At 42.8% G+C, this 26948-nt stretch carries 21 protein-coding genes and 1 pseudogene; 8 read left to right on the forward strand and 14 right to left on the reverse strand.

The window, feature by feature from the left end; translation table 11 throughout:
• Nucleotides 1-14: 14 nt before the first annotated feature.
• The 3 genes from OCU56_RS14480 to OCU56_RS17475 form a co-directional block, all read right to left on the reverse strand.
• Nucleotides 15-2522 carry a polysaccharide lyase family 7 protein gene (locus OCU56_RS14480; protein WP_261875432.1) on the reverse strand — a complete coding sequence of 836 codons (2508 nt, stop codon included), beginning with the start codon at nucleotides 2520-2522 and terminating at the stop codon, nucleotides 15-17.
• A gap of 431 nt (nucleotides 2523-2953) precedes the next feature.
• Nucleotides 2954-4009 (reverse strand): hypothetical protein, encoded by a 1056-nt coding sequence (locus OCU56_RS14485; protein WP_261875433.1) that lies wholly within the window; start codon nucleotides 4007-4009, stop codon nucleotides 2954-2956.
• A gap of 244 nt (nucleotides 4010-4253) precedes the next feature.
• Nucleotides 4254-6119: a polysaccharide lyase family 7 protein gene (locus OCU56_RS17475; RefSeq protein WP_315973190.1), complete on the reverse strand. Its 1866-nt coding sequence runs from the start codon at nucleotides 6117-6119 to the stop codon at nucleotides 4254-4256.
• Nucleotides 6120-6718: 599 nt separating this feature from the next.
• Here OCU56_RS17475 and OCU56_RS14500 point away from each other — a divergent pair.
• Nucleotides 6719-7495, forward strand: a complete 777-nt coding sequence (locus OCU56_RS14500; protein WP_261875434.1) for a RelA/SpoT domain-containing protein — start codon at nucleotides 6719-6721, stop codon at nucleotides 7493-7495.
• Between the two features lie 69 nt (nucleotides 7496-7564).
• On the opposite strand, the gene OCU56_RS14505 is transcribed toward OCU56_RS14500, so the two are convergent.
• On the reverse strand, nucleotides 7565-8353 hold the full coding sequence (locus tag OCU56_RS14505; RefSeq protein ID WP_261875435.1) for a glycine betaine ABC transporter substrate-binding protein: 789 nt from the start codon (nucleotides 8351-8353) through the stop codon (nucleotides 7565-7567).
• A gap of 293 nt (nucleotides 8354-8646) precedes the next feature.
• Here OCU56_RS14505 and OCU56_RS14510 point away from each other — a divergent pair, with 293 nt between their 5' ends.
• Nucleotides 8647-9969 (forward strand): MATE family efflux transporter, encoded by a 1323-nt coding sequence (locus tag OCU56_RS14510; RefSeq protein ID WP_261875436.1) that lies wholly within the window; start codon nucleotides 8647-8649, stop codon nucleotides 9967-9969.
• Here the strand turns inward: OCU56_RS14510 and OCU56_RS14515 are convergent, their stop codons facing one another.
• Together OCU56_RS14515 and OCU56_RS14520 are read right to left on the reverse strand one after the other, a co-directional pair.
• Entirely contained in the window at nucleotides 9970-10398 is a 429-nt protein-coding gene (locus OCU56_RS14515) for a VOC family protein (RefSeq protein ID WP_261875622.1), read from the reverse strand.
• Nucleotides 10399-10459: 61 nt separating this feature from the next.
• Nucleotides 10460-11518 carry a DUF1254 domain-containing protein gene (locus OCU56_RS14520; RefSeq protein WP_261875437.1) on the reverse strand — a complete coding sequence of 353 codons (1059 nt, stop codon included), beginning with the start codon at nucleotides 11516-11518 and terminating at the stop codon, nucleotides 10460-10462.
• Between the two features lie 205 nt (nucleotides 11519-11723).
• Between OCU56_RS14520 and OCU56_RS14525 the strand changes: the two are divergent.
• Nucleotides 11724-11945 (forward strand): annotated as a pseudogene (locus OCU56_RS14525) (AAA family ATPase); the annotation flags it as partial.
• Between the two features lie 325 nt (nucleotides 11946-12270).
• Here OCU56_RS14525 and tnpC read toward each other — a convergent pair.
• From tnpC to tnpA, 3 genes are read right to left on the reverse strand one after another with little or no spacing between them, the layout of a single operon-like run.
• On the reverse strand, nucleotides 12271-13791 hold the full coding sequence (tnpC, locus tag OCU56_RS14530; RefSeq protein ID WP_261875438.1) for an IS66 family transposase: 1521 nt from the start codon (nucleotides 13789-13791) through the stop codon (nucleotides 12271-12273).
• A 59-nt stretch (nucleotides 13792-13850) separates the two neighbouring features.
• Nucleotides 13851-14204 (reverse strand): IS66 family insertion sequence element accessory protein TnpB, encoded by a 354-nt coding sequence (tnpB, locus tag OCU56_RS14535; RefSeq protein ID WP_261875439.1) that lies wholly within the window; start codon nucleotides 14202-14204, stop codon nucleotides 13851-13853.
• Nucleotides 14201-14512 carry an IS66 family insertion sequence element accessory protein TnpA gene (gene tnpA / locus OCU56_RS14540; protein WP_261875440.1) on the reverse strand — a complete coding sequence of 104 codons (312 nt, stop codon included), beginning with the start codon at nucleotides 14510-14512 and terminating at the stop codon, nucleotides 14201-14203. Before tnpA ends, tnpB begins: the two co-directional genes overlap by 4 nt.
• Nucleotides 14513-14827: 315 nt before the next feature.
• On the opposite strand from tnpA, the gene OCU56_RS14545 reads away from it, so the two are divergent.
• From OCU56_RS14545 to OCU56_RS14565, 5 genes are all read left to right on the forward strand, one after another.
• On the forward strand, nucleotides 14828-15910 hold the full coding sequence (locus tag OCU56_RS14545; protein ID WP_261875441.1) for a glycosyltransferase: 1083 nt from the start codon (nucleotides 14828-14830) through the stop codon (nucleotides 15908-15910).
• A 2-nt stretch (nucleotides 15911-15912) separates the two neighbouring features.
• On the forward strand, nucleotides 15913-17103 hold the full coding sequence (locus OCU56_RS14550; protein ID WP_261875442.1) for a glycosyltransferase family 2 protein: 1191 nt from the start codon (nucleotides 15913-15915) through the stop codon (nucleotides 17101-17103).
• A gap of 71 nt (nucleotides 17104-17174) precedes the next feature.
• Nucleotides 17175-17813: a sugar transferase gene (locus tag OCU56_RS14555; protein WP_261875443.1), complete on the forward strand. Its 639-nt coding sequence runs from the start codon at nucleotides 17175-17177 to the stop codon at nucleotides 17811-17813.
• 253 nt (nucleotides 17814-18066) lie between these two features.
• Nucleotides 18067-20205: an LruC domain-containing protein gene (locus tag OCU56_RS14560; protein WP_261875444.1), complete on the forward strand. Its 2139-nt coding sequence runs from the start codon at nucleotides 18067-18069 to the stop codon at nucleotides 20203-20205.
• 28 nt (nucleotides 20206-20233) lie between these two features.
• Nucleotides 20234-20761 carry a hypothetical protein gene (locus OCU56_RS14565; protein WP_261875445.1) on the forward strand — a complete coding sequence of 176 codons (528 nt, stop codon included), beginning with the start codon at nucleotides 20234-20236 and terminating at the stop codon, nucleotides 20759-20761.
• Between the two features lie 117 nt (nucleotides 20762-20878).
• Here OCU56_RS14565 and OCU56_RS14570 read toward each other — a convergent pair whose 3' ends face one another.
• From OCU56_RS14570 to nirB, 5 genes are all read right to left on the reverse strand, one after another.
• Entirely contained in the window at nucleotides 20879-21724 is an 846-nt protein-coding gene (locus tag OCU56_RS14570; protein ID WP_261875446.1) for a hypothetical protein, read from the reverse strand.
• A 197-nt stretch (nucleotides 21725-21921) separates the two neighbouring features.
• Nucleotides 21922-22695 (reverse strand): uroporphyrinogen-III C-methyltransferase, encoded by a 774-nt coding sequence (gene cobA, locus OCU56_RS14575; RefSeq protein ID WP_261875447.1) that lies wholly within the window; start codon nucleotides 22693-22695, stop codon nucleotides 21922-21924.
• Nucleotides 22696-22817: 122 nt separating this feature from the next.
• Complete coding sequence (locus tag OCU56_RS14580; protein WP_261875448.1) at nucleotides 22818-23639, reverse strand: formate/nitrite transporter family protein; 822 nt, start codon at nucleotides 23637-23639, stop codon at nucleotides 22818-22820.
• A gap of 85 nt (nucleotides 23640-23724) precedes the next feature.
• A complete protein-coding gene (nirD, locus tag OCU56_RS14585) occupies nucleotides 23725-24048 on the reverse strand; it encodes a nitrite reductase small subunit NirD (protein ID WP_261875449.1) in 324 nt (107 codons plus the stop codon).
• Between the two features lie 14 nt (nucleotides 24049-24062).
• Nucleotides 24063-26621 (reverse strand): nitrite reductase large subunit NirB, encoded by a 2559-nt coding sequence (gene nirB / locus OCU56_RS14590; protein WP_261875450.1) that lies wholly within the window; start codon nucleotides 26619-26621, stop codon nucleotides 24063-24065.
• Between the last annotated feature and the right edge of the window lie 327 nt (nucleotides 26622-26948).

Below are 26948 nucleotides of genomic sequence, written 5' to 3' on the forward strand. Positions count from 1 at the left end.
TACTTACAGGTGATTTATGATTCATGACTGACCATAAAGTCATACACAATCACCTCACCGTAGTCTTGTGGATCATCCGTATAATCCCCTTCCGCTCCAGGATTGGATTGTGTGTAGTTACCAATTTTAAAATAGGCCTTATCGTAGTTACGATCCATCACATAGTCATTACCACCATCTTTAATGAGGTATTGCTCTGCATTGCCATTTTCGTAAGCTTGTTTCAATTTACCGTCTTCGCTGTAATAAACATAGTGCTTACCATTCACCACTTTAAAGAGAACTTCTTGTTCTGTACCCAGTTTGTAGTTATTTTCAATAGTTAAGTCGTGTCGCAATTTACCCCCATTGAATGATAGGAATAGGTGCTGATTTTCTAGGCGAAGTACCATAGCATCATCAATACCACTGGATTTATCACCATGAATTTGCGTCGCTACCAAATGACTTTTCACAATCGGTAAGTGAGTGATTTTTTGGCGTGAATAGACGATATGCGTGCCTTTCGTGGTCCAATAAATATTATCACCGCCACTGGCCGTCAACTCCCTTAGTTCAGAGCGGATATTGTGGGTATGTTTGGTTGTACCATTGGTACTGCGTATAGGCACTCTAAATACAATGCCATTACCTTCATCATTAACATGAAAATATTCATTGCTAACATGATACAGATTATGCTGCTCTTTACCTGTTGGATAGGTGATTTTCCATTGCTTGTAGTTACCCATTAGATCAGAAGGATACTGCGCATTACCTGTTGCGACATTCTGTGTCGCCTGAGAGGTTTGCGGATGTTCACTGACTGGTTTAATGGTGTTGGCTTTTGTCAGTAATGAAGCGGTAATGGAGTTATCCACTTGAGGTTGCTGTGGCACTGACTGCCCATTGGCTGCTACACCGTAGATCTTAGTTTCAATGATTGAATTCCAAGTAGAGCTATCTGAATTACCTTCGCCCGTAATACGCACATATCGGGCGTTAGTGTCAGTAACATCAAAATTTTCGTAACCTGAACTGTCACCTGATGAGGCCGCGCCCGTTAATACCTTAGTCCAGTGTTGCTTATCAATGGATGTATCTATATGGAAATAAGAACTGCGTGAGCCACCTTTAAACCATTTAATTGCAACCGTCTGTACTTGCTCTTGCGCACCAAGATCATAAGTAATGCTCTTACCTACCCCCTCAGATGACCAGCGAGAATTGGCCGTTGTATCACCATCAATCGTGTTTTTAGGTGAGTGTCCGTCATTACTGCCGTCGTCCTCAGCCGCCTTAATCACTAATAACTGCTGACCTTGCGGTTGAGGTTTCGGCTGAGATTGAGATTGAGTCTGTGCCACTTGGGAAACGGTAGCAGTTTTACTGTTATCTAATGGGAACGCATCGTGCATGTCTGAGACGCCATCCCCATCGGTATCACTCAATAATGGGTTAGTGCCGTTTTGTTTTTCGACGCTATCTGGCAATCCATCATTATCATCATCCTTATCCGCATTATCGCCAATATGATCGGAGTCCGTATCTAGCCATTCAGTGCCATCTAATGGGAAAGCGTCGATGGCATTGGCAACACCATCTTTGTCTGAATCGACTTCACACACCGTCGTACCATCAACATGAGTGAAACCTGAATCGCATTGTTGATTATCACCGGCGGCTTTATAAACCGGCGCCATAGAAGCGATATCTTGATTGTTTTCATGTGAATTAGCATAGTCAATGGCCGCTTTTATCTCTGCTGTCACCTGTATCAGGTTATCAGTGAAGTGGCGGCTTTTAGAGCTTTGAGATAAGGTTGCAGCCTCAGCAGGCGTTTTTGGTAACACTCCAGAGGCGACAATATTCGAGGCAGCATATAGCGCATCCCCATCACCTCTTTTAATGTAATCCCCCATAACATCATCAGATTGAATGCCAACAGATGCGGCCACATTCTGTTTCGCTTCTTTAAAGTCATCGCTGTTAGCATTTAATGCGTTATCTTTTGCATTTGATTGCAATAGTTTCAAATAGGCTAAGGTAGATAACGGGGTAACAATGTTCTCGCCGGGAGGGGCGACTAACACATAATCAACGGTGACTAAATTATCTGTTGATTCATCCTTGGTTGATTGCTTATTCGCTTGTGCAACAATAGGAAAAGAAGAAGGGTTATCAATGTTTGTTACATCCAGCACAGCCAAACCTGAACGACCTGACATTGAGATAGGCTCACCATTGTCATGAATAAAGTTACCATTAACATCTAACCATACTTCGGCGTTACTAAGGTAACCATCAATAACCGTCACATTGAATGGTTGGCTTTTTTTACTCATAGTAGAGGGGGTAACGGTAGATGAGGTAGCAGTAGACGTTGCAGTTGTCGCGGAAGCGGATGAAGAACCGCCTTCTCCACCACAACCTGCTAACAAAATTGCAGACACGGCTACAGTTAAAAATTTCTTATTGAACACAGGCATACCTTTATAAACAGATAATTGCATCCAAAAAAGAGGTACATAAATACTCATCATTAATGGTGCATTTTTTAACGCCAAGTATCTTATCTAACAAACACTGACATTGAATAACATTTAATTTCCAATACATTACTTTAATAGACGCACTGAAAATATTTTATACTAGAAACGACTCATAGTCGTATCGCTTCATATTAAATAAATTCGTCAGGAAAATTCCTGTTAATTTGAAATCAAGTGAAACTTATCCCGTATAAAATCAACTTCTTATACATTAATAATTGACTCAATCATGGCTATAAGGTGTAAATTTATTATCATTACTATATCAATATCCATTTTTTCCATCTTGTTGCCATGTCACAATTCCCTATTTATCTTGAATTGGAAAACATTTGCTATATCACTATTCACATAAGGGCATATCAATACCATTAATATGCATTGGGTACGATATAAGGGACGCTGGAAATATTACTTACTTTCTAGTATTGACTTTGAATCACAAGACTATTTGCCATATTAACAAACAACGGAGAGTATTTATTAATCTCTTCCTTGAATTGTTTACTATTTTCATTTGGTGACTTACCAACATTAAACTGTAACATTATCATATAGTTTTTATATATGGTCATATACATTCTAGTATACACAGTCATAGTAACATCTAACCGTTTATTCTCTCCTATAAATTCAATCATAGCGGCGGGCCAACCATCCATTACAATTCTTTTTGATTTTAAATCTCTTACATTATTCATGCCTTGGGTCATTTCTGAAACTGTATTTTTTGAAAATATCTCCGATGCTAACTCTCTACTGCCTTTCTTTGTTTTAATCTTTTTAACTTCATGCTTTGTTAAGGCACCTTGCATACCTTTTAAAAAATCACGCGTCATTATCACTGCAGAAACAAGACCATTCCCATTATTGTTATTAAAGTATTTAATTATATTAGGCCTTTTCCCTTCTTGTATCGACCAGCTTTTCGGATATTCGATTTGAACGTCTAATCCTTTTGACTTTGCATGCCCTTTTGTTCGATAAATGTCTTTAAACCCCCTTATAAATTCAATTTCAGGATTGTCTTTATATTGGTAGGCTAACAAGGTGTTAAGTATTGAACTCTCTATTTTACCTTGAGATCTTACCCTAACTTCATGGATAAATTGATTGGCAATTTCATAGCTAAGCTTTTGTAACTTTAGAATGGGGTAAGCTTCGCTTCTTACACGATTGATATAGGAGGGATAATCAGCAAGTTTGGCTTTCAGTTCATTCTTCAGGTTTCTTTCCGCTAACCCAAAAGAGCGATGGAACTCTATCTCTGCTATTGATACCTGAGATGTCAATTGTGGGTATTCTGTTTTTATTCTATTTAAAGTGTATTGTTGCCCTATAATAAATCCTAGCGCTTTACTTTGGTCGGCATAGTTTTTGCCTTTAGCCAGAGCGTTGTGAGTAAAAACAATCGACATACAGATAAAAAAATTTAATATAAACGAACAACACTTGTTATTGATAAAACATCTTTTCATTGAGCACCTCAACTCTAATTGAGTATTAATTCCATCGTCTATTAATAACGTACCTTTATTTATTTCAGCAATGGATTCAATTATTAATATCTTGATTCTACAATTTCAGTATATTTATTAAACCCACTAGACTGAACCGTTGTTTTTAACAGTTATATTAATTTCAATATATTAAAACAAGAAAGGCTAACAATATTGTTAGCCTTTAAACTTATCCTTAAATCTATAGGTTTAAAGATTTATATTAATCGTGGCTAACCCAGAAGTCATACACAACAACTTCACCATAATCTTGTGGGTTATCCGTGTAATCACCTTCAGCTTTTGCATTAGACTGAGTGTAGTTACCAATTTTGAAGTAAGCATCTTTATAGCTACGATCCATTACATAGTCATTTGCACCATCTTTAACTAGGTATTGATCTGCATTGCCATTTTCATAAGCTTGTTGCAAATTGCCGTCTTCACTGTAGTAAACATAGTGTTTACCATTTACCACTTTAAAGATAACTTCTTGTTCTGTACCAAGTTTGTAGTTATTTTCAATGGTTACATCGTGATGCAATTTACCACCGTTAAATGATAAGAATAGGTGCTGACCTTCAAGGCGCATTACCATCGCATCATCAATACCGCTTGATTTATCACCATGAATTTGTGTTGCTACTAATTCATTTTTAACGATAGGTAAGTGAGTAATTGCTTGTTTAGAATAAACAGCGTGTGTGCCTTTGGTTGTCCAGAAAATATCAGAGCTACCATCAACAGTACGTTCTCTTAATTCTGAACGGATATTGTGAGTATGTGGCGTTGTACCATTATTACTACGGATTGGCGCTTTAAATACGATACCGTTACCTTGGTCATTCACATGGAAAAACTCATTGGTTACATGATAAAGCTGTTTGTCTTCTTTACCATTAGGGAAAGTAATTTTCCATTGCTTATAGTTGCTCATTACATCAGATGGATATTCAGCATTGCCAGGGGCTACGCTAGTCGCATGATGTGATGATTGAGAGTTGCTAGCATGCTGAATCGTATTTGCTTTAGTCAGCAATGAAGCAGGGATTGAATTATCTACATGAATCGTATGCGCTTTAGTCAACAAGGAAGCAGGAATTGAGTTATCCACCGGTTGTTGTGACGTTGCATGAGTTTGTACACCGTAGATCTTAGTCTCAATAATTGAGTTCCATTCAGAGCTATCAGAGTTCCCTTCGCCAGTGATACGTACATAACGTGCGTTAGTATCAGTCACATCCACATTTTCATAGCCTGAGCTATCACCAGAGGACATTCCTCCTTCTAGCACAGGAGTCCAATCGCGTTTGTTATTTGATGTATCGATATGGAAGTATGAGCTGCGTGAGTCACCTTTAAACCATTTAATAGCGACTTTTTGTACTTTTTCTTGTTGGCCAAGATCATAAGTAATGCTCTTACCTACACCCTCAGATGACCAACGAGAGTTTGAAGATGTATTTCCGTCAATGGTATTTTTAGGAGAGTGCCCATCGTTACTACCATCGTCCATTGCCGATTTAATCAGCAATAGCTGTTGTTTTTGTGATTGCGAATTATGATGTTCAGGATGCGAAACAGTCTGAGTGACTTTTGGTTGAGTCGCTTGATGGCTTGGTGCTGAACCACTTACCTCTGTGATACTGAAATCATCAAAACGGCCTTCATCACTATGGTAAGCACCATATACTGTCACTTTGTTTGCTGAACCAGAGTTAAACGGTACGGTCACTTTTTTATATTCATGGTGGCTACTACTAGTATCTGAATAACGGTGTCCATTAACAACAACACCCACTTCACCTGAATCTCGAACATAAGCCGTCAACTCATAACTATGGTTGCGCTGCACTGTAACTGTTTGTTCGAATTTACCATGTGAACCGGTAATTTTAGCGGATTTTTTACCACTATGAGCATCACCTGAAACAGCGGAAGGATCCGTGTCGCTCCAATGAGAGAAACCATTTTCAAAGCTTGAATTGCTAATATTAACAGAAGCAGCGTTTGCCGCAGACATTACCGATAGAGACAAAGCGGCAGCGACCGCTACGGTGACATATCTTACTTTTGTTTTGTAACTCATGATTATTATCCTGAATAAATTAAAAAAGTGCGATAACCATATGATAAACACCTTGTTTTATAGAGAGACATGGCGCTGATCATATTTTAATACAATTTGCTATCACCCTTTTTTTATAACCTTGCCGAGCATGCAAAACTTTTAACTAAGTCGTATTTAAGACAAAAACAGCAAGAATTTACAACTGCCTGCAAAGAAATACCACAGCGATCACGTTATAAAACTCTATTTAGGATCAGAATATCTTTATAATATGCTGTACGGTGAAAATAATTAACTGATAAACACACCTTTTTCTTTAACACCCTTATTCGCCGATTTTTATCATGTTATGAAGGCATACGCTGTCATTCTCATAACCAAAGAGCAACGTGATGCATATTGTCTTTAAGTTCAAAAAAGACTTTTGCAAATGATCACACTCAATCCCTGTTAGCCCCACCCGACACAAGCTGTGATGGCATTCACATTAATTGATGAAAAAGCGCTCAAACCATTGGGTTTTGAGTTTAGCGCCCAATATCTTAAATAGAACATATTTTGTCCTAACTCTGCCTTCTAACTTTACCGTTTTGAGTCACTACAAAATAGGAGAGCCAATGAGCTTATTCTTGCGTGCCGCTGTACTATCTCTGCTAGTACTAACTCGTATTCCAGCATTTGCTGCAGTCCCTACTGCGCCAAACAACGACAACTCTAAGTTAGGTAATAATCAAGGAGAAGTGTGCTCAGCTAAATTTAAACATAGCTTGAGTGGCCTATACGGCATTCCTAATATGGATGTCTCCCCCCGTCAGCCCTACTCCGATTTTGATGTACTGTATAGCAAAGCACATCAAGCGCAATTAGAACTAGAAACCTTGTGCAAAAGCACCGCGTTACTCACCTCATCTGATGCGTATTTTTCTGGTGTAAAATCTTTGCCACGGGCAAAACAGAAAGTCATGTTTGAGCTCAATGGTCAAGCTGAACGAATCACCGACTTGGCTCGTGCCACTATTGTTGCTAACGATATTTCGAGCTTAATGAATGTTTATGAAATTTTAGAACGTGAAGGGTCGGTAGTGAAAGTTAAAAACCGCTTCAAAAAACCAACGCCATCAGGCTATCGTGATTTGAATGTATTAGTAAAACTCCCTAAAACAAATATGATTGCAGAAGTTCAACTGCACTTAAAAGACATTGCCCACGTAAAAAATGGGCCTGAGCACCATATTTATGAACAAGTGCAGAAAATGGAACGCTTAGCTGCAATAGAAAAGCGTGATTTGACGCCATTAGAACAATCACAATTAAAACGCTTCCGTTTCCAATCAAAAGAGCTCTATCAACAAGCGTGGCTACCTTATATCACCACCAATATTGAGGCCGCTTAATCCCATAAAGGCTCTGTGCATAAATGTCGCCTAACATTGTTTAATGTAGGCGACCTATCAGTATTGCCATTAGCTATGATGAAAAGAGGTATCAAGCCACTGGCGAGTGACTTGGTCTAACTCCTGACCTTCTCGACTCACTTTATAATCTAACTCAGCAATAATCTCGTTAGAAAAGCGTAAGCTGTCCAATGTAGCCAATTGCGTTTCAGTAAATCTTTGTGCTCGGTCTTGACGCACCATCAGTACCGCTCTATCCACAATACCTAATGCCCCTTTTGGTTCAATCAATTCACGAATATTGTGTTTGTGATGTAAAAATTGAGGCTTCCATAAGGGTACTATTACCCATTGCTGTTTTGATACCGCCTGCTCAAACGCTGCAAAACACGCCTCTTCAGTACCGGAAGAAAATTCATAACCTGCTTGCGTTAATTGATAATCCTTCATCATTTGGATGGAAAAACGCGTGATCCCCGCCCCTGGATTGATCCCTTGAATATGCTTATTCATACGAGACACCACTTCAGGTTTCGTTAAATCACTAATTTGAGCAACCATCTCCTGCGGCACATAATCCGGCACGCCCCATAATGCATAGGGTTCATAATGAAGACCCAACTCCAATACTGGAATGACGGTTTCCACATCTGCTTTATAGATACCATGGCTCGACGGTAGCCATGCCGATGCAAGCAAATCAATTTCACCACTCTTTAATCGAGCAAAGTTATCTTGATGTGCTGAATATTTACGCTCAACAGTAAAGCCCATATCGCTTAAAACATGAAAAACCAACGATGCTGTCACGCGGTGAAAAGATAAATCGGTAACGCCAAGGTTAATAACTTCAGACATGTAAATCTCACTTATACAAGGGCACATAATGCGCGTAAAATATTAAATATAGCGAGAGGTGACCATTGCCCTACCACCATATAAAGCCTCTCTTTAGCCATTGCCTGCTATCGAGAAGTGGTATCATAGATTGCTGTTAACCGTGGATAAACAGGCTAATATTTGAATTATTCTCTATTCTAAGTTGATAAAATATCTGTTTAGGTCCCTACATTAACACCTATTATCTCAAATGAAGACCAAAAGGCTTGTCCGTGTCCAACCACCGCTCTTACATTAAAAAGAACATCAAAATGGCCTGGCCTATCGCCATTAACGCCTTGCTTATGCAAGGGATGTTAATGATAGATACCCTGCTCATCTCACCATTAGGTGAAGGCTCACTGGCTGCCATGGGTATCGCCAGTGCCATTGTTTCTTTAATGTTAGGGGTGCAAAATGCTCTGGCCAATGGCTCGCAAAATGTACTCTCGCGAGCGGTGGGGTCGGGTAAAAATCAACTGGTATCCAAATCCTATTTATCCGGCATCATTATCAATCTATCTGTTGCTGTGTTCTTTTTTGCGTTAATTTCACTATTTAAGTGGCCTTTGATTAAATTACTGAGCCACGAAAGTAGCCTTTATAGTGACATTGATGCCTACCTCTCTATCATCAAATACGCTTTGCTTCTTACTGGGATCTCGCAAGTTTCCATCGCTCTTTATAACGCAATGGGCAAAACTAAGCTGCCACTACTAAGCTACCTATTGACGATGCCGATCAATGCTGTCGTTTCCTATTATCTCATTAATGGCTTGGGAAGTTTTGCTGGTATCGGTGTGGCGGGGGCCGCATTGGGCTCTATCTTTGCCCTTGGCATACGAATGGTATTTCTATTAGTTTGTCTTAAATATCAACGAAACTCTCTACTTTCTTTAGCTTTAGCAAAGCAAGGAATACGTCGCAATATTGCCCTGCACTTTAAAGAAATATCCCCTATTGCAGCCAATATGATGGTCTTGGCTATGGGACTGGCCGCATATCGATTTTTATACACCCAATTACCCACCGAAGCCTATGCTGCCGTGGTTATGGTCACCCCTTGGCTCTCATCTCTAGCGCAATTTGTTGTGGCATGGGCCGTATCCTCAGCCATTACCATCTCCCAAGCTATTGGCTCAAACAATCTCGAAACGTTAGATGCAGATGTCAATTTAAGTATCAAGGTCACCATTGCGGTGTCGGCCATCATCGCTTTGGTATCGTTTGTTTTAAGTTTGTTCATTGATGACATCTACCCAGGCCATTCGGACACGACCTATCAGGCGTTAGCCACTATTGCCCCTCTTTATATTTTAATGCCACTGATCCAAGGCTACACCACAGTGCATGGGCAGGTACTGCGTGCCTTAGGTAAAACAACGGCGGTGTTTAATATCAACTTTGTCACACGTTGGGTCATTGCCATTCCTCTATGTGCCTTTGCCGTGTTAGTACTGGACGCATCCATCTTTTGGGTATATGCCATAACCGTATTTGAGCAGGCATTAAAAATAGTGCCTATGCGCCATCAAGCAAAAAAATTCTTACGCGAATTTGATAGTAATAAGGCCAAAGAGTTAATGTACGATTGATCATAGAGTGTCACTGGTCTTCGAAGGGGTTAGCTCTAATAAATCCCACTTATTGCCATAAAGATCTTGAAAGACAACGACGGTACCATAGGCTTCTGTTCTTGGTTCTTCAGCAAAAACGACGCCTTTTTCTTTCATAAAGTGGTAATCTCGCCAAAAATCATTGGTGTGCAGAAACAAAAATACCCGACCGCCACTTTGATTGCCTACCGCCTGTTGTTGCCGTGAATTACTGGCTTGAGCGAGCAATAAGTGAGTCCCTTGTGAGTGTGCTGGTGCCACTCGCACCCAACGCTTTCCGTCCCCCAAGTCTGTATCTTCAACTAAAGTAAATCTCAGTTTCTTGGTATAAAATTCTATGGCTTCATCATAGTTATCCACCACTACGGCGATATTTCCAATATGTTGTTGTGTCACCCTGCTACCTATTTACGTCTAAGAAAAAAGCCTCACAGTGTTAAAGTGAGGCTTTCAAATATTGATATTTTGGTTATTTAACCGCTTTTAACAAAGGTATGACGCGAAAGCCATCTCGCACTTTTTGACTCGGCATATAATGACGAAATGCAAGGTTAAATACCCCAGAATCATTTTTTGTTTTGATGTTATTTGGCGCATCATCTCCACAACCAAAACTGACGGTGTACGTTCCATCTGCATTTTTGGTCGCGGTATTGGAACTCACATTCGCTACATCATCAAACATAAAGCCTTGCTTGTTATAAACAGTGACCGACCAAAATGCTTGGTTTTTAGGGTCATCAAATGTGGCTTGATGGCACACATCTGCTGGGTAATTCCCAGAGACTTCATAAATATTATCTTGCATCTGCGCTCCCCCCCAACCAATGGCAGCACCTACTGCGTATTTTTCTTTGGTATACAACTCTTTAGATTGATCATTAGGATCGGTAAACATGCCAAACGTGGCTTGGGCCCCATCTCGTTTAAGCAGTACCGGCATTTCCGTTTTAAGATCTCTTTCCACCTCTTCAAAAGTGCTCTTTTTCACTTGTGGTGCGAAGAAGGGTTCGGTAGCTTTGGCATCTATGCGCATTTTATCTTGAATGGCATGCACTTCTTCTTTAGTAAACGTGGCGTCCGTTCGCACTATGATATACACATGATCACCTACATGAGTAGAGAGATCAAATGTCCCTGCACCATACTGCATAGCTTGAATCCGGTGATCTTGTGTAATCACCTCCATAGACATGTATTTGCCCTCAGGGATCTCTGGCAAGGTAACGGTAGCACCTTGAGAGACATTGATCACTGCCATCGAGTAGAAGGTATCTCGATTCATACGCACTACAGGTTGTTGATCTGTAGGAGTTAACACACGTTTGTGTTGAAACTTATTGACACCCGCCGCTTGCTGAACTTTTAAATATTGACGAGCCGTTTCATAGACAGCGTAATTATCTTTAGTGGTCACTTCACCTTTGTCATTAAAAAAATCGCTCAACGTTGTCACTTCAGTGGCAGCAAGAGTGGGTAACGCAATGATATTCACTCCTAGAGCTATGCTTAGTGTCAATTTATTCATTCTGTTTTCCTATACGTTCACTTCAAATAAAACACGTCAAACTAATAGTGGAACCGTTAAATATTAACTTGATTTGTGTCTTGCATGTTTCTCAGTTTAGCCCATCACTCTCATAAGACCACTGACTTAAAGTGATAAGAGATATTCGTTAAAAGCATAACCCTATCTCTATAGAATCCAGTAACCTAATAAGAACAAACAGCAGATGACGTTATCCGTGATAGGTCAACAATACATGGTGGATACCTTGCTCGTTGCCCTGTAGACAAACGACAACGTACTTTTAGAAGGCTTACTGGGCACAGCAAAAACACAATCCATAAAAGCATTGGCATCGCCTTTAAAAGTGGATTTGGGACGAGTCCAATTTACCCCAAATTTGCTACCATCGGACGTCACAGGAACCGAGGAATACCAAGAGGTGGAACATAACAAATGTGAACAATTGTGGCTGGAACAATTATGGCCACCCATTGTAAAAACCAAAATAAAACATCGCAGATGCACATGAGCACATATCATCCGCAGACACCTTAGTCAGCCATTCACTGTTGATTAAAGCATGCGTGCAGGGGAACTTTTAGTGTGGGTGTCTTGATTAATTTGAGGACTTTTAGTATGGGTGTCCAGGTAAATTTTGTATGGGTGTCCAGGTAAATTTTCCAGATAAATTTCGTCGCAGATGGACATGAATACATGTACCCGCAGGCACTTTAATCGTATGCGCCCCATGATCCCACGGGGCGATATTGTTAGTGTTTGAAGTTCCAAGGTAGGAGTGCATCGATATTAGGTTCAGCTTTCGCTAGCGCCTGCATGCATTTGACCAGATAGTCGTACAAGATAAGACCATTTACTTTGGCTGTTTCGACTATGCTGTAAAGCATCGCGCTCGCGTCAGCCCCATTTGGTGTGCTCGAGAACAACCAGTTCTTCCTACCAATGACCAGCGGTTTAATTGCGCGTTCAGCACGGTTATTGTCTATCGATAAGTGACCATCATCGATATAGCGAATAAGCTTCGGCCATTGCCCAAGCGTATATTTAATCGCTTTACCCAGTGAGCTAGACCCTATCACTTGTTGAGTCGTCATCCACTCATACAACTCATCCAGTATCGGCTTGGCATGCTGTTGACGTTCTGCTTTTCGTTTCTGCGCAGATACTCCTTTTAAGCGAGATTCTATCCCATAGAGCTTCTGGATTTTAGCCAGTGCTTTACCAGACTTACCTTTGCCTTGAAGCTTCTTCGCATCCATGAACTTACGCCGAGCATGGGCTAAACAACCAACATTGGTCACTTGGCTAAGACCATCATAAGCCCTATAACCATCCGTTTGTAGATAACCGCCATAGTCACCCAAAAAAGTCGCAGGGCACGCCCTCGCGCGACTGTTTTGATAGTCGTACAAGACTATGTTTTTTACATTCGGTAGTACAGCTTGTGGCGAGTCCGCGCCCGAGCAGTAGAGCCACATGTAACACTGTTTATCTTCTTTAAGCACATTAAGTGGGGTTTCATCAGCTTGAATGACCACTTGTTTAAGTAACTGCTCTTTCAAGGCGGCATACAGTGGAATGAACTTCTCACTGACTTGGATAACCCATCTTGCCATAGTGGTACGTGATAGCTCGATACCCGACTGAGTAAACAGAGATTCTTGGCGGTAAAGTGGCATTGCGTATTGGTATTTACCAAGGATGATATTAGCCAACAAACTTTCTGTTGCGAAGCTTTTAGGGATAATGCTCTGCGGTGCTGGCTTTTGAACGATACGGCTAGTGTCGCTTGTTTTTTCACATTCGCGGCAAGCATATTTAGGACGAACGTATTCCAGTACTTTGAGTACCGCTGGCGTGAACTCTAATTTCTCGCTGCGGTCTTCACCGATTTTATGAAGGTCATGATTGCAGCAAGCGCACTGCTTTTCATGGTCGTCTATATCGAGTTCGATAATCTCACGAGGTAACGTCTTTGGAAGTGGCTTGCGTTTACCACGTTTCTTCGTTGTGGTGGTGGTCGTCACCTCAACTTCTTCTTCCTTAGCAGCTTCACATTCCACTTCGTTAAAAAGGTCACCTTGTGATTCATCGTAAGGTTTTAACGCCTCCGAGCGTTTCGCGAACTGGCGGTCGAAGGCAAGTTTAAGTTGCTCAAGTAGAGATTGACGCTCTTGTTTCCAGTCATTTTTCTCCGACATCAGTGCGGCTACCATCGCTTGTAGCTCGGCAATATCTTGACTTTCCGGGTTGATATTTGGTGTCTTTTTCATGGCATTAATTATACTAAAACCGTGCCGTTAACGCTTGGTATATAAGGCTTTTTTATCGCTTAAGTCATTGTAAAATCGTTTATTTTGACGGGTTTATGGCCGATAATAGTGAAGCCAGAAAGCAGTCTATCAAGCTCGAATTGGGTCAGGGTAAACACTTCATTTTTCTCTTTTGCAGGCCACTTATACTTGGCTTTCTCAAGGCGTTTATACCAAAGGGCGAAGCCTGTTTTATCCCAATACAAGACTTTGATTTTATCGCGCTGTTTATTGGTGAACAGGAACAGTGCGCCACTTCCTAAAGGTAAGTCGGTGTCACTTTCGATAATTGCAGCAAGACCGTTGATGGACTTTCTAAAATCGACGCTTTCACGATATAGATAAATCTCTGGAGCGCTGAGCATGTGTTTCATGATAAGGCACCGATAAGCTCTGCAAGATAGGCCGCTGGCGTACCTTGCGGAATGCTCAGCTCAACATCATTGACGAGAAGAGTCATATTAGCGGTAGCTATTTGAGCTTGATACTTCGTTGTTTTCTCGATGACTTCAGCCCGAACAAAGCCTTGAGATACGTCAGTCTTATTGAATTGCTGGCGCTTAGCATAAAATGTGGAGGGGTTGAGTTCATTGATCTTACAAAATGCTAGTGTAGATAATGAACTCGATTCAGATTGCTCGATAAGCGTTTGCCATTCTTGTTTGGTGCGTCGTTTTGCCATTTTAAATCTCCTCTTTATTGGAGACTGGATCTTAATATTCGTGATAGGCGATTAGAATGTGGGGTTTATGGTGCGCTTACCCTTAATCAGCCATTCACTGTTGATTAAGGTGCCTGCGGGCATGAGGAATTTTAGTGTGGGTGTCCTGATTAATTCTATTGCCAAGCTATCAAAATGATTCTCAGAATAAAATTTATCCCCTCTTTTTTGACATTTTCATCCCATTTAAGTTGGCACAACTTGTGCAACGTGCAAGGTAATACCCAATACAGCAAGTCAATGCTGTAGATAGCACGCGTAGCGTAAGGATGAGATATGCAAAATGATCGTAAAACTCTGGTTCATGTAGTGCAGCATTTAGCTCCGGGAGGCATTGAGAGTCTTGCCCTTGATTTTGTCTCGTTCAGTCATCCTGGGCACAATGTCTATATCATTAGCTTGCAAGGGGACAAACAACACGCTCTAGCGCGCTGGCCTCGCTTGCAGCCTTTTGCTAACCAACTCATATTTTTAAATAAACCGGACTCATTCCATTTCGACACTCTAGTTGAACTGTGTCGTCTATTTAGAGAGTTATCCGTCGATGTTGTTCATACTCATCATATTGGTCCGCTACTGTATGGTGGTCTTGCGGCCACACAGTGTCACATTAAAACCAAACTTCATACCGAACACGATGTGTGGCATCTCAACCGTTTTAAACATAGACAAATTCAACGAGCCTTACTGATGTGGGTAAAACCGCATTTAGTCGCCGATGCCAACGCCGTAAAGCGTCGCCTTAAACAGTTATTTGCTTATTCGCCCTTAACCACCATTCATAATGGCATTGATACCCAGTATTTTGTGCAAGGCAATAAACAAGCCGCCCGTAACCATTTGCATCTCCCACTACAACAAACCGTTATCGGCAGTGCTGGGCGGTTAGAACGAGTAAAAGGTCACGATATTTTAATCAAAGCCATGGTAGAACTTCCGCAAAAATTCACTCTTGTTATCGCAGGTAGCGGCTCAGAAAAAAAACAACTGATGCAACTAAGCAAACAGTTAGGGGTACAAGATAGGGTGATATTTCTAGGAAGAGTGTCGAATATGCCGCTGTTTTATCAAAGCTTGGATCTATTTTGTCTGCCCTCTCGACATGAAGGTTTCCCCCTTAGCGCCATTGAAGCCCAAGCGTGTGGCACCCCCACAATGGCCACTAATGTGGGGGCATCGGCAGAAACTCTGTGTCCCAATAGTGGTTTTTTAGTTGCGCCCCATAGTGCAAAGAAACTGGCTTTTGCAATTAAAGCCTTTAAACCTTCAGCACATTCCCCGCGAGAGTTTGTAGTAAATCACCACGATATCCGTGACACCGTCACTCAATATCAACACTTGATCAATATAGGAGCGTAAGTATGTTTAACTTCGATGCCCTACTCATCACCCTATTTGTCACCGCCAGCACTCTTATTGTGTATCATCACCTCGGCTACCCTTTGTTACTGAAAATTATCGCCCACAACAAAATACACAAAGCCAGTCATTCCAATCACAGGCACAGCAAGAGACACTTTAAAAAGATGCGTCAAGATGAACTGCGCCCTACTGTGACATTTATTATTCCAGCCTTTAATGAACAGCAATGGATAGCGGACAAGATCCGCAACACCGCCTCTTTGGATTACCCCAAACATAAACTTTCGGTAAAGATTATCTGTGATGGTTGCAGCGACAACACGGCAGAGATTGCCAAGGCCACCATCCAAGAAGCCATATGCTCCGATACCTTGTTTGAAGTCATTGAGTATCAACAAAATCAAGGTAAAGTGGCGGTCATCAACCAGGCAATGGCCGGTGTCACTTCAGATCTCACTGTGCTCAGTGATGTAACCGCTTTGATTTCTATTGATGCCTTATTAATTGCACAAGAGCACTTTAGCAATCATAAAGTGGGGGTGGTCAATGGCATATATACCCTGTACTCCCATGCTAGCGATGGTGAAGCCCAATATTGGCAATACCAGAGTAAAATAAAATCCGCAGAGGCGGACTTAGCCACCAGCATCGGCTCCCACGGGGCTTTTTATATCTTCCGCAGTCATTTATTTCAGCCTCTAGCGGCCAACAGTATTAACGATGACTTTATTTTACCTATGCGTATCGTACAGCAAGGGTATTTAGCCAACTATGATAGCAAAGTTATCGCCACTGAAATGGAACCCACACCTCTTCAACATGACTTTGCTCGTCGCTTACGCATTTCGTCAGGCAATATGCAGCAAGTGATCACTTTATTTTCCCTTTTTCATCCTAAGTTTAAACGCATCGCTTTTGCATTCTTTTCCGGTAAAGGATTAAGATTGCTTACTCCATACCTATTGCTTACCGCGTTGCTTAGCAGCCTGCTACTACAACATATGTGGTTTTTTCAACTGGCGTTAATTTTACAACTGCTTATCTACGCCAGCAGCCTCACTTGCCTGATATTCCCTACCCTAATTCGCTTTAAACCATTGGCATTAATTCACTACTTGTTGATGGGACACACAGCAAATTTTATTGGTGGGCTGCGCTATCTATTCATCAACCGCCATCACAGCACCTAGTTGTAACTTGGACACTAACCAACCCATGTCATAAGTGCGTCTAACCCTGTTTGCTAAAAAAGGAAACCAGCATGTATACACTGACGAAGAAAAATAACACCATTACTATCGGCAAGCGTTTTTTTGATATAAGCGGCTCACTGCTTGGTATCGCGGCGCTCATTCCATTACTACCACTCATTGCCATTGCCATTTTAAGCACGTCTAAAGGCCCTCTGTTTTATCGTCAACTGCGAGTGGGTAAATCCACCCCCAACGAAATGGCTCTGTTCGAAATTATAAAGTTTAGAACCATGTATCAAGATGCCGAGGCCAAAGGCGCGGCATGGGCAACACAGCATGATCCTAGAATCACCCCTGTGGGGCGCTTTCTGCGTAAAACCCGCCTTGATGAACTTCCGCAATTGTTCAATGTATTAAAAGGAGAAATGTCCCTCATTGGACCTCGCCCTGAACGCCCCGTGTTTTATAAAACATTAGAACAACACATCCCATTTTTTGCTGATCGCACCTACGGCGTACTCCCTGGCATCACCGGATTAGCGCAAGTCAATCAAGGGTATGACACCTCTATTGAAGATGTGCGTTCAAAGGTGGGTTATGATCATAGCTACGCCTTATCGCACCATTCTGTATGGAATTGGTTCATTACCGATTTTCACATTACCGTAAAAACCCTGCGTATTATGTTAGACGGACGGGGACAATAACCGTCCCTCATCCTGACGACAACATCTTCTTGCTCCCCCTTTTAGCCCAACTTTGTTGGGCTTTTTTTCTGCTAATGCACCGATTCTCATTTTGAGAATCAAAACCGTATTGTTAGGCCAATTTAAACGTAAATGCCCCCTATTTTCTGGCACACATCTTGGATAGTTACCCTTAGCAGTAACCAATAAATCGAAAACACAACACATTTCACATGGTCTGCTTCTGCCGCCAACAACGTATAGGGATATCCACATGTTAAAGACAAAAGGCTCCAATAAAAAAGTATGGTGTCGCCTCATCGCCAGCGCCTGTTTACTCAGCGCTAACGTCTATGCTGGGGCGTTTCAAACCTGTCCAAGCAAGGCTTATTTGTTCCAATCTAATCCAGTGCAGGTATATGGGATTAACCTAGTTACCGGCCAAACGACACTACAGCAAGGTGACACTGGCTTGAACGCCAACATCAATGGCGTCGGCTTTGATTTTACCAGTCGTTACATCTATGGCTATGACACCACCAATAAGCAAATCGTACGATTAGGCGAGGATTTTCAAGCACAAACACTCAACACCATCGGACTACCCACCGACCATACATTTTATGTGGGAGATGTCGCGAACAATGTCTACTTTCTGTATCGAAAAGGAAAAGGTCTTTTTAAAATTGATTTAGCACCGCTAAGTGATGATCCCGATGCTTATTTGGTAGTAGAAAAAATCACCACCACAGCCACTATCACCTTAACCGACTTTGCCTTTCATCCTGGTAATGACCAACTGTACGGTATCGACAACAATAGCGGTTATTTGTATCGCTTTGACACAAGTACCGGAGCGGCTACCGCCATTGGTGACACGGGCATAACCGGCACATTTGGCGCAGGGTATTTTGACGTCAATGGCAACTACTACGTCTCTCGAAATCAAGATGGACACGTATATCGAGTGGATCTTTCCGATGCCAACAAAATGGCACAAGGTATTGTCCCCGCGGTTAAATTTGCCGACGGTCCTAGTTCATCACAAAACGATGGGGCCCGTTGTGCCAATGCCCCTCTTATTGATGAGGATTCCAGCATTGATTTTGCGGATGCTCCCGATAGCTACTTTACCACCCTTGCCAATAATGGCCCTCGCCATCAACTCGATGGTGTGACTTTCTTAGGCACAACAGCTCCAGACGGTGAACAAGATGGCCTCATTGCCCCCTTAAGTGATGACACCACAGGACACGCTGATGAAAATGGCGTCGGTTTTGTAACCGCCATAGAGCCGGGATTGGATTCTATCGTGAATATACAAGCTTCAACATCAGGCTACTTATCGGCGTGGTTTGACTGGAACCAAGATGGTGATTTTGACGATGAGGGCGAAAAAGTTTTCTCCGATGTTCAACTAGAAACCGGCTTTAATGCCCTTCCCTATACGGTGGATTATAACGCTGTTGATGGTAGAACCTGGACTCGTTTTCGCTTTAGTCAGCAAGCAGGGCTCGATTACTTTGGCGGAGCAACCTCAGGAGAAGTAGAAGATCACCCTATCACAGTATCGAGCAACGGCATTACCATTAGGCACTTCCCTAACGAAAAGGGGTATGCCACCTTAGCCTACGAAGATAACTGGCCCTACACCGCCGATTACGATATGAACGACGTGGTGATGCATTACCGTATTACGGAAATACTGCGTGACAATCAAGTGCAGAAAACCCTGATTCAAGGACGACTGGCCGCAGTAGGAGCCGACTATCACAATGGCTTTGCGATACGCCTACAAGGTGTATTACAAACGGATATCGATAGCCTATTAACGCGTCAATATCACAACGGTATATTGCTTGAGGATCATGGACTAGAGACCGACAGTAATGAAGCCATTTTCATAATAGACAACGACTTAACCCACTATAAAAGCAGTCGTTGCGCCTTTTTCCGAACTCAATCTCACTGTGTAGAGCAGGAAAACTTTAGCTTTGAACTGCACGTTACATTGCACAGTGACAGTGATCGCAGTGGCTTAATTGCCATGCCTTACGACCCCTTCATTTTTGCCACCCCAGGTTATTACCATGGTGAGGGACTGCCTTTCCAACCAGGTCGTCAATGGGAGGTCCATTTACCCGATTACGCCCCGACAGAAAAATTTAACGGTGACGCAATGTTTAACCTAGGAGTGGATGCCAGTGAGCCAGATCAAGGCACCTACTTTAAAACGCACACCCATCTTCCTTGGGCGCTATTAATGACCGAAGAGTGGCAATGGCCTATTGAGCGTGTGGATTTAGTGCATGCCTACCCTGAATTTGCCGCTTATGCCGAATCAGGGGGGGAACAAAACACCACCTGGCATAAAGCCAACCGCTCAGTGACATCACGCATTTATCAACGTTAACCCTACAGCGCAATAGATCAAGGACTAGATGATGAACACACTTAACAAAGCAAGCACCCTTATGGCAATGTTAATGCTAACCGCCTGTGGCGGGGGCAGCGGTGGTAATAGCGATAGCAGTACAGATTCTGCCGTTATAGAAGAAACACCTGTACAAGATCCCATCGCCACCCCTTCACCCACCGAGGAACCTAGCATCGAGACCGCAGCACAAGAGATACACACCCCACAACGTTCGATGCAAGATTTATCCATTCCCAATGATTTTAATTATGATCCCATGCAATCACTAACGGTGCACATCGACATCAGCAACTTTAGCCGCAAACGCGCCTATATCTCCTTGTATAGTGACTATGCACTCAATACCGATGGTACATGGCAACCTAATTACGCGTATCGCATTGCAAATGGCGCGCTAAATAATGGGCAAGGCAACATTGAGGTAAGTTACGCCGAGCAATACCGCTCTATACTCGCTGAGATTTGGTTCTATGATGGGACAGAGCCTATACAAAAGATCATAAGCACCACCGAGGATCAGATCAGATACTGATCCCTTCTCAAATAGGATAAGCATTCCCTGTTAGTGTATAACTCAGACCTAGACGGAATGCTTTTCCATAACAATGCGCAACGACGGTCAAGCATTCATCAAACTGTAGATTGTCATTTATAATGTGGGAGACGCTTGGTAGGCGTTTTTCTGTTCTATCAATCCATTTATGCGCTGCATAGTCTCTTGATAATGCTGTTCATCCCCTTGGGCGAAAAACACGATCAAACCATCTTGAATGGTCCACTGTTCACGCCCCATATCCAGCATTTGAATGATAACTTGTACCTGCTTTAAAATAGAAAGTTCAATGCTCCAACCTTCATTTTGTTGTTGTAAATGAACAATTTGCGCATCGACATATTGCCGCTCCATCCCCCCATTTACGTCATTATCGTAATGGGTTAATTCCAATTTATGCACTTGCTGTTGTGCTAACAACAAATGTTGATAAATCACCGAATAGGTATCATTGATAATGGCGTAACTCTCCACCAAATCAGTGTCATTTTGTAAGCGAGAGAGATCTAAAATAGAATGCCAACCTGACGCCATGATAGCCTGCTGGTAACTTTGAGTTAAATCAATGGCCTCGGTTAATACTAATGGCGCAGGTGACGTGATATGTAAAACGGGCAACGAAGGCGGGTTGGATCGCGATGAAAAGGACGGAATCACACTGTTTATGGATTGTGAACCCATAAAGCGCCCTACCGCCAAAGCGGCAACAATGGCCACCAGCGCCCATACGGCGCGAACGGTCGGCCTGGCACTTGTAAACAAAAGCAACAACAGGCCCCAACAAAAAAGAATGCTGGATAACCACTGCCAACTGTTGGCCAAAAACGAAGTGGGGGTAATACGGGCAGAATACCCTTGGTAAATAGACAGTGCCGTTGCCAATGATAATCCACAGAAAAAGCACACTGACTGTGTTTCTGCTCTGAAGAGAGGTATTTTCATAGTTTAGCTATCCTTGCTAAAGGCTCACAGACTAATGAGAAGGTTCATCCTAAACCTGACTCGTAGAGTGTATCCATTTAACCATAGTGTTATTTATGCACTCTTGCACACTTGGATAACAAAACCGTGCACTGTGGTGCAAAGTTAAATGCCATCAGCCAATACTCGGTTTTCCACACACAAGAATGGGCATCAGGTCAGTGCGTGGAGGAGGGATTAAACCAGTTTAATTGCGAATGTAAACGAGTAACACTTCCCACAATAATCAAGGCAGGACTGATGGCTTGCTGAGCAAGGTGTGACAATTGTGTCAAACATCCGGTCAGGACACGCTGATTTGGCGTTGTTCCCCGCTCAATAATGGCCACAGGGGTCTCGGCAGATAAGCCAGACGCAAGTAGCTTTTGCTCAATATTACCACTCTCTTTTAAGCCCATATAAAAGACTAATGTGGTGTTACCCTTTGACAAATTTGGCCAATCAATATCCATCCCCTCTTTTTTCACATGCCCGGTGATAAAGTGGACACTTTGCGCATGGTCTCTATGGGTTAATGGGATCCCTGCATAGGCCGTACACCCTGAAGCTGCGGTGATCCCCGGAACGACCTCAAAAGAGATGTGCTCTTGAGCCAGTGTTTGCAACTCTTCTCCACCACGACCAAAAATGAACGGATCGCCCCCTTTCAACCGCACCACATGCAAATTTTGTTGCGCTTTCTCAATCAACACTTGATTAATCTGCTGTTGCGGTACGCAATGATAGTTTAACTGCTTCCCCACATACACTCGCTCCGCTGCCGGATTAACCAATTGCATGATTTCCTCAGACACTAAGCGGTCGTACACCACCACGTCAGCTTGCTGAATCAAGCGCAGCGCTTTTACTGTCAACAGATCGGGATCCCCCGGGCCTGCTCCGACCAAAGAAACAAACCCACCTTGATTTGCTGATATTGATTTTTCTGTCATAGTAACGCTCTCTCATCTTCGGCAAAACACAACCTGCCAACCGGTGTCATACCACGACTCTCATGCCTATTGCCCAGTGGTTACGACTGTTGTAGTTGCTGCGGTTATACTCGGCTCATCATTTAAGCATGAGTCTTCGAGTCAAGGGAAGGCGCCGTTTTCGCATGTGTCAAATACAAAGGAATACAAGTAAAGACTAAACCGCCAACAATGTTACCCAAAATCGTTGGGATCAAATTAAAGTTCAGCCAAGTCGCGATACCAAAATCCGCACCAAGCATCATACCCAGTGGGAACAAGAACATATTCACCACCGTATGTTCAAACACCAAAGCAAAGAAGATGAAAATAGGCAACCACATTGCCGCTATTTTGCCTGCCACAGTGCGCGCAGTCATGTTGCCAATAACCCCAAGGCACACCATCAAGTTACACAAGATGCCGCGTACAAAACAGGTAATCCAACCATCAAAGCCTAACTGCTCAAAACCTGCAGAGCGGGCGGTAGAGGCGGCGATAAATTTTTGCGCGATGGCGTTAGGGGCAATAGAGAAGTTGGCAGTTAAAGATAAGGCAATCAAATACGCCACCAGCAAGGAGCCAATCAAGTTCCCTAAACCAACCAGTCCCCAGCAACGAAAAACACGCCCCCAAGAAACTCCAGCCCGTTGTTCAAACTTCGCTAATGGCGCTAATCCAAACATGCCGGTGACTAAGTCGTACCCCATTAAGCTCAAAATACAAAAGCCGACTGGAAACACCAAAGCCCCCACTACGCCTACGCCGGTTTGAACAATGGCCGTAATCGCCACCACCACAGCAATGGACAAGATAATACCGGCCATAATGCCTCTTAGCACCAGATCTCTCGCGCTGGTTTTTACTTTGGCTTCACCAATATCTATCATTGTTTGCACAAATTCTGCCGGTTTTAAATCATTCATTTTGTCATCCACATAAAAGTTAAAATTGTATAGTCAAAGGCTCCCCTGCTTTTTAAATAAAGGAGCCCTTTCGCTATGCAATTTCTTATGCCGACACTTCAACCACGCCATCCACCACGCGGGCAAAATAGGCTTTAATGTTAAAGCGCGCATCTTCCATGCACTCACCGGTACTTAAATTAAAGCGTTGTTTCTTCAATGGACTCGCCACCCATAACTCACCTTTATGCTCCACAATCAAGCCTCGAGATAGAACATTAGAATGAGCAAAAGGATCGCAATTAGACACGGCAAAGACCTGTGGCTCATTAGATGGTCTAAAAAGGGCCACTTGCTGGCCTGCCACTAATGCGCACACCCCTGTGCCTGGTACGATATCTTCGATATTACATATGGATTCAAAACTCATGATGTCAGCTCCTGTTATTCGGTAATGGCTTGGTGAAAGATATCGCCTTTGCCATGGGGATGTTTCTCCGCATACGTCGCAGGACGGTGTTGGTCTCGTTCATTAACAAACACGAGGTTATCATCACGAAGATCGGAATTAATAAAGTGAGAAAAACGCTTTAACTGCTGCTCATCGTTGAGCGTATCGGTCCATTCACAGCGATACTCTGCCACTAACTTAGCCACATCCGCTTCGAGTTGTGCGTTAATGTTCAGTTTGTCATTCACTATCACTTCGCGCAGATAATCCACCCCACCTTCAAGGTTTTCTAACCATACTGAGGTGCGTTGCAGTGGCGCTGCGGTGCGTATATAAAACATCATGAAACGGTCGATGTATTTGATCAGAGTCTGTTCATCTAAGTCTGTTGCCAATAAATCCCCATGACGAGGCTTCATGCCACCGTTACCACACACATACAGGTTCCAACCCGCATCAGTGGCAATAATACCCAGATCTTTACCTTGAGCTTCGGCACATTCACGGGTACAACCAGACACACCAAATTTCATTTTATGAGGCGTTCGTATCCCTTTGTAACGGTTTTCGATCATAGAGCCTAAGCCCACAGAATCTTGTACCCCATAACGACACCACTTAGCACCAACACAGGTTTTAGCCATACGCAGTGCTTTAGCATAGGCTTGGCCTGTTTCAAATCCGGCATCAATGAGTTGACGCCAAATAGCAGGAAGATCATCTTTTTGTGCGCCAAATAAGCCAATACGTTGCGCGCCCGTGATCTTAGTGTACAAATGGTATTGCGCCGCCACATCCGCTAAGGCCGCCAAAGCTTGAGGCGTCACTTCCCCCCCCGCCATACGAGGAATAACCGAATATGTGCCGTCTTTTTGAATGTTGCCTAAGAAGTTATCGTTGGTGTCGTGCAATTTTACCAATTGCGGCGTAAGAATGTGCTCACCCCAGCAAGAGGCTAGAATAGAACCAACCAGTGGTTTACACACTTCACAGCCATAACCCTTACCGTATTTTTCTAATAGCTCATCAAAAGTTTTGATCTCTTCAATACGAATAAGATGAAATAGCTCTTGGCGAGAATAGGCAAAGTGCTCACAAACGTCACTTTTCACCTCAATACCCGCTTTAGCAAGCTCAGCATTCAGCACTGACGCCACAAGAGGAAGACAACCGCCACAACCTGTGCCTGCGCCCGTTTCCGCTTTTATATCCGCTACCGTATGATGACCGTCGGCCACCGCTTGAGCTATTTTGCCCTTAGTCACATCAAAACAAGAACAAATTACCGCACTTTCAGGTAAAGCGTCGGCGCCTAATGTGGGCTTTTCTGCGCCCGCATGGGCTGGAAGAATCAGAGCATCAGGATGTTCTGGTAATTCAATCTCATTGAGCATCAATTGCAACAAGTCCCCATAATCGGAAGTATCACCGACCATGACGGCACCAAGCAGTGTTTTGTTATCTGCAGACACTATGATGCGCTTATACACTTCTTGCTCTTCGTTTTGATAAACGTAGCTCTTACAACCAGCACTGCGACCGTTAGCATCACCAATGGAGCCAACTTTGACACCTAATAGTTTCAGCTTCGCGCTCATGTCAGCGCCGGTAAATTGGCTCTCGTTACCTAAGAGATGATCAACCGCGACTGTCGCCATTTTGTAACCTGGCGCCACTAGGCCAAAAAATCGTTCGTTCCAAGAAGCACACTCACCAATAGCGTAGATGTGGTTATCTGAAGTTTGGCAATGATTGTTAATGGCAATCCCCCCACGAGGGGCGATATCTAGGCCCATTTGGCGGGCTAATTTATCTTGAGGTCGGATACCGGCAGAAAAAACAATGAAATCCGTTTCCAGTTCAGTACCATCAGCAAAACGCATCACATTACGTAAGGTTTTTCCTTCTGGGGCAATTTCCAGAGTATTTTTGCTGGTGTGAACGTTCACGCCCATACGCTCTATTTTATTACGAAGCTGATTCGCCCCTGCTTGATCTAACTGCTCGGCCATTAACTTCGGCGCAAATTCAACCACATGAGTTTCAACGCCCAGAGCGCGTAACGCCCCTGCGGCTTCCAAACCGAGCAATCCGCCCCCAACAACCACACCCACGCTGCTGTTTTTCGCCGTCGCTTCTATGGATTTAAGATCTTCAATGGTGCGATATACAAAACAATCTTTGCTCTCGTTCCCCTTAATGGGTGGCACAAATGGGTAAGAGCCGGTGGCCATAATTAACCTGTCGTATTCAATTTCACGACCGGTACTAGAATGCACGATTCGATTTTCACGGTTCACATTAATGGCACGTTCACCGATTAATACGTTAATGCCATGTTTGTCGTAGAAACCTTCTTTTACCAAAGAGAGTTCATCTGCAGTGTGATGAGAAAAATAGGAAGAAAGATGAACACGATCATAGGCGACACGTGGCTCTTCACAGAACACCGTGATGTCCATATTTGAAATATCGGCTTTCTCAAGCAAATCTTCAATATAACGGTGCCCCACCATACCGTTTCCGATAATAACCAGCTTTGTCTTACTCATAGTGGTTCCTTACAAAATATAAAAACTGGCGCGATTGTAAGTAGGAATCACATAACAAAATTGACTATGATCAAGATCACACAAATATACCTCTTTTTAGGTATTTGTAATACAAACCCACAAATAAGTATCTGATTTATTGAATAATTCGTATGTCTTTGACTTGCAACACTTTGTGACAGGCAAGCATAAATACTCCACATTTGCTGTTAAAATAAACGGTATTTAATACTTCATTTATGTAACACAAAAAATATCAATATGAACCGTGTTCAATAACAAAAGAGGCCTTAATCTGCAATGAGAGTAAGGCCCTGAGAATACCGT

The sequence above is a fragment of the Vibrio rarus genome (assembly GCF_024347075.1).
Lineage (GTDB): Bacteria > Pseudomonadota > Gammaproteobacteria > Enterobacterales > Vibrionaceae > Vibrio > Vibrio rarus.

Bases quoted from the DNA above. Each gene is read 5' to 3' on its own strand.
- OCU56_RS14500 (WP_261875434.1), top strand. From the start codon at position 6,719: ATGAGCTTATTCTTGCGTGCCGCTGTACTATCTCTGCTAGTACTAACT.
- OCU56_RS14485 (WP_261875433.1), bottom strand. From the start codon at position 4,009: ATGAAAAGATGTTTTATCAATAACAAGTGTTGTTCGTTTATATTAAAT.
- OCU56_RS14510 (WP_261875436.1), top strand. From the start codon at position 8,647: ATGGCCTGGCCTATCGCCATTAACGCCTTGCTTATGCAAGGGATGTTA.
- OCU56_RS14570 (WP_261875446.1), bottom strand. From the start codon at position 21,724: ATGAAAATACCTCTCTTCAGAGCAGAAACACAGTCAGTGTGCTTTTTC.
- OCU56_RS14580 (WP_261875448.1), bottom strand. From the start codon at position 23,639: ATGAATGATTTAAAACCGGCAGAATTTGTGCAAACAATGATAGATATT.
- OCU56_RS14520 (WP_261875437.1), bottom strand. From the start codon at position 11,518: ATGAATAAATTGACACTAAGCATAGCTCTAGGAGTGAATATCATTGCG.
- nirD (WP_261875449.1), bottom strand. From the start codon at position 24,048: ATGAGTTTTGAATCCATATGTAATATCGAAGATATCGTACCAGGCACA.
- OCU56_RS14550 (WP_261875442.1), top strand. From the start codon at position 15,913: ATGTTTAACTTCGATGCCCTACTCATCACCCTATTTGTCACCGCCAGC.
- tnpA (WP_261875440.1), bottom strand. From the start codon at position 14,512: ATGGCAAAACGACGCACCAAACAAGAATGGCAAACGCTTATCGAGCAA.
- OCU56_RS14565 (WP_261875445.1), top strand. From the start codon at position 20,234: ATGATGAACACACTTAACAAAGCAAGCACCCTTATGGCAATGTTAATG.
- OCU56_RS14560 (WP_261875444.1), top strand. From the start codon at position 18,067: ATGTTAAAGACAAAAGGCTCCAATAAAAAAGTATGGTGTCGCCTCATC.
- OCU56_RS14505 (WP_261875435.1), bottom strand. From the start codon at position 8,353: ATGTCTGAAGTTATTAACCTTGGCGTTACCGATTTATCTTTTCACCGC.
- OCU56_RS14545 (WP_261875441.1), top strand. From the start codon at position 14,828: ATGCAAAATGATCGTAAAACTCTGGTTCATGTAGTGCAGCATTTAGCT.
- nirB (WP_261875450.1), bottom strand. From the start codon at position 26,621: ATGAGTAAGACAAAGCTGGTTATTATCGGAAACGGTATGGTGGGGCAC.
- tnpC (WP_261875438.1), bottom strand. From the start codon at position 13,791: ATGAAAAAGACACCAAATATCAACCCGGAAAGTCAAGATATTGCCGAG.
- OCU56_RS14555 (WP_261875443.1), top strand. From the start codon at position 17,175: ATGTATACACTGACGAAGAAAAATAACACCATTACTATCGGCAAGCGT.
- cobA (WP_261875447.1), bottom strand. From the start codon at position 22,695: ATGACAGAAAAATCAATATCAGCAAATCAAGGTGGGTTTGTTTCTTTG.
- OCU56_RS17475 (WP_315973190.1), bottom strand. From the start codon at position 6,119: ATGAGTTACAAAACAAAAGTAAGATATGTCACCGTAGCGGTCGCTGCC.
- tnpB (WP_261875439.1), bottom strand. From the start codon at position 14,204: ATGAAACACATGCTCAGCGCTCCAGAGATTTATCTATATCGTGAAAGC.
- OCU56_RS14480 (WP_261875432.1), bottom strand. From the start codon at position 2,522: ATGATGAGTATTTATGTACCTCTTTTTTGGATGCAATTATCTGTTTAT.